The sequence below is a fragment of the Acidaminococcus nyctereutis genome (genome assembly GCF_052216985.1).
GTDB lineage: Bacteria > Bacillota > Negativicutes > Acidaminococcales > Acidaminococcaceae > Acidaminococcus > Acidaminococcus fermentans_A.
In genome coordinates, this window is record NZ_JBQOUY010000012.1 from 73,484 (window position 1) to 79,521 (window position 6,038).

8 protein-coding genes are annotated in these 6,038 nt (G+C 51.8%); all 8 read left to right on the forward strand.

The features are described 5' to 3' along the window. Window positions 1–5 precede the first annotated feature (5 nt). On the forward strand, window positions 6–776 hold the full coding sequence (locus ACTUHY_RS07495) for a threonine/serine exporter family protein (RefSeq protein WP_278675546.1): 771 nt from the start codon (window positions 6–8) through the stop codon (window positions 774–776). Between the two features lie 9 nt (window positions 777–785). Then, entirely contained in the window at window positions 786–1,262 is a 477-nt protein-coding gene (locus ACTUHY_RS07500) for a threonine/serine exporter family protein (protein WP_442827221.1), read from the forward strand. 56 nt (window positions 1,263–1,318) lie between these two features. Further along, window positions 1,319–1,672 (forward strand): cupin domain-containing protein, encoded by a 354-nt coding sequence (locus tag ACTUHY_RS07505; RefSeq protein ID WP_442827222.1) that lies wholly within the window; start codon window positions 1,319–1,321, stop codon window positions 1,670–1,672. A gap of 459 nt (window positions 1,673–2,131) precedes the next feature. Next, window positions 2,132–2,386 carry a L7Ae/L30e/S12e/Gadd45 family ribosomal protein gene (locus ACTUHY_RS07510; protein WP_442827223.1) on the forward strand — a complete coding sequence of 85 codons (255 nt, stop codon included), beginning with the start codon at window positions 2,132–2,134 and terminating at the stop codon, window positions 2,384–2,386. Window positions 2,387–2,451: 65 nt separating this feature from the next. Continuing rightward, a complete protein-coding gene (gene rpsL / locus ACTUHY_RS07515) occupies window positions 2,452–2,835 on the forward strand; it encodes a 30S ribosomal protein S12 (protein WP_012939266.1) in 384 nt (127 codons plus the stop codon). A 46-nt stretch (window positions 2,836–2,881) separates the two neighbouring features. Beyond that, a complete protein-coding gene (gene rpsG, locus ACTUHY_RS07520) occupies window positions 2,882–3,352 on the forward strand; it encodes a 30S ribosomal protein S7 (RefSeq protein WP_012939265.1) in 471 nt (156 codons plus the stop codon). A gap of 23 nt (window positions 3,353–3,375) precedes the next feature. Continuing rightward, window positions 3,376–5,463, forward strand: a complete 2,088-nt coding sequence (gene fusA, locus ACTUHY_RS07525) for an elongation factor G (protein ID WP_442827224.1) — start codon at window positions 3,376–3,378, stop codon at window positions 5,461–5,463. A 28-nt stretch (window positions 5,464–5,491) separates the two neighbouring features. After that, window positions 5,492–6,038 (forward strand): GTP-binding protein (locus ACTUHY_RS07530; protein WP_442827225.1); only part of this gene is annotated, 547 nt, incomplete at its 3' end.

Sequence of the window (6,038 nt, forward strand, 5' to 3'; positions counted from 1 at the left end):
AGATCATGACGAAAAGTACCTTAGCCTCCATGACCAAGGAACAGGTGTTGAAAATCGCGTTGACAGCGGGGAAGATCCTGCTGGTCAGCGGAGCTGAGACCTACCGGGTGGAAGATACCATGTTGCGGATCTGCCATGAGGGAGGCATGCATACCATTGCAGCTTTTTGTACCCCTTCGCTGATCATGATCGGAGAAGAGACCATGGAAGGGGCCAGTTTGATGTATCGAGTGACCCATCGGGGGACGGATCTGACTCTGATCAGTGAAGTGAACGATATGAGTTTCCATATGCCCACCTGGGGGAAAAGCTTCCAGGATACCATGGCCATCCTGGAGGAAAAGACCATGCGGAAACCCCGGCCGGTCCGGGAAGAAATCTTTTGGTCCGGGCTGGCGGGCGGCTTTTTTGCGGTGGTTCTAGGGGGCGGAGTCTGGGAGTTCCTGGCGGCTTTCCTGGGATCCTTGCTGTCCATGGCTTTTGTCAAGGCGGTTGCCCCTTTCCGTCCCAGCAGCTTCTGGGAAACGACCATGGCAGGAGCCCTTATCTGCCTGATTGTAGTGCTTTTCCGTATGGTCTGCCCGGATCTGGTGATGGAACTGGCCATTGCTGGGGGCGTGATGCCCTATCTGCCAGGGATGGCTTTTACCAACGGCATCCGGGATTTTATGGCAGGGGACCTGCTCAGCGGTACCTGCCGGGCAGGAGAAGCCATTTTCCTGGTGGGCGGAGTGGCCATTGGCATTGCCACCGTCCTGGGGATACTGTATTTGTAGGAGGCGCTTATGCCGCTGGCAGCAACCATTTTCATCAAGACGCTGTTCTCTTTTTTTGCTACGGTGGCTTTTGGACAGTTGTTCAAATGTCCGAAAAACTGCCTGTATAAAGCTGGCTTTGTGGGGATGGTGGGCTTTGGGGTCTATATCGTCCTCCTCAGTGGATTTGGCCTCAGCTCCATGCTCAGCAACTTTGCCGGGACGGTGGCTCTGTCCATCTGCAGTGAAATCTTTGCCCGCTGGTACCGGCAGCCGGTGCCGATCTTTTCCATCCCAGGGATCATCCCCTTGGTGCCTGGACTTCCCCTGTATCGGGCCATGAACTACACCATGCTCAACGCCTACAGCCAGGGGATGCACACCTTTGTCTCTGCCGCACTGGACGCTACGGCCATCGCTATGGGGATCCTCCTTGTCTCCGGGCTGGCTAAGGTGTACAAGACCAGCAAGAAGATGATCCGTGAGAACCGGAAAGGGAAGCATTGAGAAAGCGGTCGAAATTGGCTATAATACAGCCAAGAACAGCAAAGGAGGAGTTACCCATGGCAGTATTTACGACAAAACAGAAACAGGTGGTCAACAATCCAGGGACGGGGACCATTGAAAAAGAAATCTTGGTAGATCCGTCCGTCTTCCAGGGCACCAATGACCTGTTTGCCCAGATCACCCTGCATCCGGGCTGCGCCGTCCCGGTCCACCAGCACCTGGGGAACAACGAGACCTATTATCTGCTGAAAGGCGAAGGGGAATATACCGATGAGGACAAGAAACTCACAGTGAAGGCGGGGGATGTGACGTTCTGTGCCGACGGAGGCACCCACGGTCTGCTGAACACGGGGAAAGAAGATCTGGTATTCATCGCTTTGATCAACAATACTCCGGGATATAAGAGATAAAGGATGTCAACGGTCAGCTGACAAGCTAAAAGCGTCTGAGCCAGTATCATACAATGAAAGGCAGCCACAGCCTGGCTGCCTTCCCTCGTCTAGTGACCAGAGACAAGTGACCAGTGACAAAAAATAGGGCTGTGAAAAAATGAGGATTCATTTATTCACAGCCCTATTTTTATTTGTAAAAACTTTGTGAACTTCTACATAAAAGGAGCATTTACTCTGGCTGAATTGAACGCAAATTCGAGAAAATTTCTCTGCTTTACTACAGTACCAATGTCTGGGAGGCAAGGAAATTTGCCCTTATCTACGCTAAAAGAAACACGTGGAACTGTGTAAAGAAAGAAGCGCATAAAATGAGGGCGAAAACCGAAAAAAACCGTAAAAAAATATTGACATCAGCTGTCAGGAATGTTACAATACCACAGTGTCACAGAGGGGTAGTATGTCTTTTGGAGGTGTCAAATGTTTCTCGCAGACGTAAAAAACGGTTCGCCGGTTGTTGTCGGAGTGAAACAGTCCCAAAAGGCCATTGCCAGGGATCAGGCCGCAGGGGTCCTGATCGCTCAGGATGCAGATGCACATGTTACGGGTCCAGTAAGAGACCTGTGTGAAGCCAAAGGCATCACCGTGGAGACGGTGCCTACCATGCAGGAGCTTGGCAAGGCCTGCGGTATCCATGTGGGAGCATCCGTCGCTGCTGTGCTCAAAACCCGGTAGAATCTGCTGGAAACGGCAGATCTTCATAATCATTAAATCTTATTCTCGAGAAAGGAGGTGCCGGAATGCCTACAATCAACCAATTGGTTCGTAAAGGTAGACAAGTCATTACTCAAAAATCCACGGCGCCAGCATTGAAAAATTCACCGCAAAAACGCGGTGTCTGCACGAGAGTGTACACCACCACTCCGAAGAAACCTAACTCTGCTCTGCGGAAGGTTGCTCGTGTCCGTCTGACCAATGGTATTGAAGTCACTGCTTACATTCCTGGTATTGGCCATAACCTGCAGGAACACAGCGTTGTCCTGATCAGAGGCGGAAGAGTCAAGGACCTTCCTGGTGTTCGTTATCACATCATTCGCGGCGCATTGGATACCGCCGGTGTTGCTGATCGCAACCAAGGCCGTTCCAAATATGGCGCTAAGCGCCCCAAAGCAGCTAAGAAATAATCAGCTGCCGCTGTAGAATGAGACAATAACGAAGGAGGAAATACAGATGCCGAGAAAAGGTCCTGTAACCAAAAGAGACGTATTACCGGATCCAGTATATGGTTCCAAACTGTTAACCAGATTCATCAACAAGATTATGCTCGACGGCAAAAAAGGTGTTGCTGAGCGTATCGTATATGACGCATTCGATCTGATCCATTCCAAGACCGGAAAGGATCCCATGGAAGTATTCGATGCTGCCATGAAGAACGTAATGCCTGTCCTGGAAGTCAAAGCTCGTCGGGTAGGCGGTGCCAACTACCAGGTCCCTGTGGAAGTCAGAGCTGACCGGAAAACCACCCTGGGGATCCGGTGGCTGGTCAACTATTCCCGCCTGCGCGGTGAAAAGACCATGTGCGAACGGGTTGCCGGCGAACTGATGGATGCCGCCAACAATACCGGTGCTTCCGTGAAGAAGCGGGAAGACACGCACAAGATGGCTGAAGCAAACAGAGCTTTTGCTCACTATCGTTGGTAAGATTCCTTAAGGAGGAGTAATTCGTGGGTAGAGAGTTTCCCTTAGATAAAATCAGAAACATCGGCATCATGGCTCACATCGATGCCGGTAAAACTACGACCACGGAACGGATCCTGTTCTACACCGGTAAGACTCACAAGATCGGTGAAGTCCATGATGGGGCTGCTACCATGGACTGGATGGTCCAGGAACAAGAACGTGGTATTACGATTACTTCCGCTGCTACGACCTGCCATTGGAAAGGCCATTCCATTAACATCATCGACACCCCGGGGCACGTCGACTTCACCGTTGAAGTTGAACGCTCACTGCGTGTCCTGGATGGCTCTGTGGCTGTATTCAGCGCCAAAGGCGGTGTTGAACCCCAGTCCGAAACCGTATGGCGTCAGGCGGAAGAATACAATGTCCCCCGTATCGCTTATGTCAATAAGATGGATACCACTGGGGCTGACTTCTTCAATGTAATCCAGATGATGAAAGATCGTCTGGGGGCCAATGCAGTGGCCATCCAGATCCCGATGGGTGCAGAAGACAGCTTCGTAGGGCTGATCGACCTGGTGAAGATGCAGGCCGTCATTTACGGGGATAAGCTGGGCAAGGATGAAGAATTCGAACCGATCCCTGAAGAATACGTAGAACAAGCCCAGGAATACCGTCAGATCCTGTTGGAAGCTGTCGCTGAAAGCGATGACGACCTGATGGAGAAATACCTGGAAGGGGAAGACCTGACGGAAGAAGAAATCAAAGGCGCCATCCGCAAGATGACCTGCCAATGCAAACTCTTCCCTGTCACCTGCGGTTCTTCCTACAAGAACAAAGGCGTACAGCCGCTGTTGGATGCTATCATCGATTACATGCCGTCTCCTGTAGACGTACCTGCTATCAAAGGGACCAACCCGGAAACCGGGGAAGAAGAAGAACGGCCTTCTGATGACAATGCTCCGTTTGCGGCCTTAGCCTTCAAGATCGCTACGGACCCCTATGTAGGCCGTCTGGCGTTCTTCAGAGTATACTCCGGTACCCTGACTGCTGGTTCTTATGTGTACAACGCAAACAAGGATAAGAAGGAACGTATCGGCCGTATCCTGCGGATGCACTCCAACCACAGAATGGAAATCACGGAAGTGTACGCTGGGGATATCGCTGCTGCTGTGGGTCTGAAAGATACCGGCACGGGCGACACTCTGTGCGATGAAAAAGCACCGATCATCCTGGAATCCATGGTATTCCCGGAACCGGTTATTTCCGTAGCTATCGAACCCAAAACCAAAGCTGACCAGGAAAAGATGGGCATTGCCTTAGGCAAGCTGGCTGAAGAAGATCCTACCTTCCGTGTCCGCACGGATCCGGAATCTTCCCAGACCATCATTTCCGGGATGGGCGAACTTCACCTGGACATCATCGTTGACCGGCTGAAGAGAGAATTCCATGTAGACTGCACTGTGGGCAACCCGCAGGTAGCTTACAGAGAAACCATCCGCAAGGAAGTGGAAAGCCAGGGTAAATTCGTACGGCAGTCCGGTGGTAAAGGGCAGTACGGCGATTGCTGGCTGAAGCTGACTCCGCTGCAGCCGGGCGAAGGCTTTAAGTTCGAAAATAAGATCGTCGGCGGTGCCATTCCGAAAGAATACATCGCTCCTGTGGAAGCCGGTGTCAAGGAAGCTATGGAAAACGGCGTCATTGCCGGATATCCCATGGTAGATATCGCTGTTACCGTGTTCGACGGTTCTTATCACGAAGTCGACTCCTCTGAAATGGCATTTAAGATTGCCGGCTCCATGGGCTTCAAGAACGGTGCGCTGAAAGCTAACCCTGTTCTCCTGGAACCGTACATGAAAGTGGAAGTCACCATCCCCGAAGAGTACATGGGCGACGTCATCGGCGACCTGAACTCCCGTCGGGGCCGCATTGAAGGCATGGAAGCAAGAAGCGGTGCGCAAGTCATCACGGCTTATGTTCCTCTGTCTGAAATGTTCGGGTATGCAACGGACCTGCGTTCCAAGACCCAGGGCCGCGGCAACTACTCCATGGAAGTAGACCATTACGAAGAAGTTCCTAAAAATATCGCGGAAGCGATCGTTGCTAAAAATAAAGGAACTGCACAGGATTGAGTCCTGTGATCATTAGGAGGATACAACAATGGCTAAAGAGAAATTTGAAAGAACAAAACCCCATGTGAACATTGGTACCATTGGTCACGTCGATCACGGCAAGACTACCCTGACCGCCGCCATCACCAAGGTCCTGTCCGAAACTCCGGGCTGCAAAGCCACTTTCGAAGCTTATGCCGATATCGATAAGGCTCCGGAAGAAAGAGAACGTGGGATTACCATCAATACCGCCCACGTGGAATACGAAACCGAAACCAGACACTATGCACACGTCGATTGCCCGGGGCACGCTGACTATGTAAAGAACATGATCACCGGTGCTGCTCAGATGGACGGTGCCATCCTGGTTGTTTCCGCTGCTGACGGTCCTATGCCTCAGACCCGTGAACACATCCTGCTGGCCCGCCAGGTCGGTGTGCCTGCCATCGTAGTGTTCCTGAACAAATCCGACCAAGTGGACGATCCTGAACTGATCGAACTGGTTGAAATGGAAGTCCGTGAACTGCTGAGCCAGTACGGCTATCCTGGAGACGATATTCCCATCGTCGTAGGCTCTGCTCTGAAAGCCCTGGAAG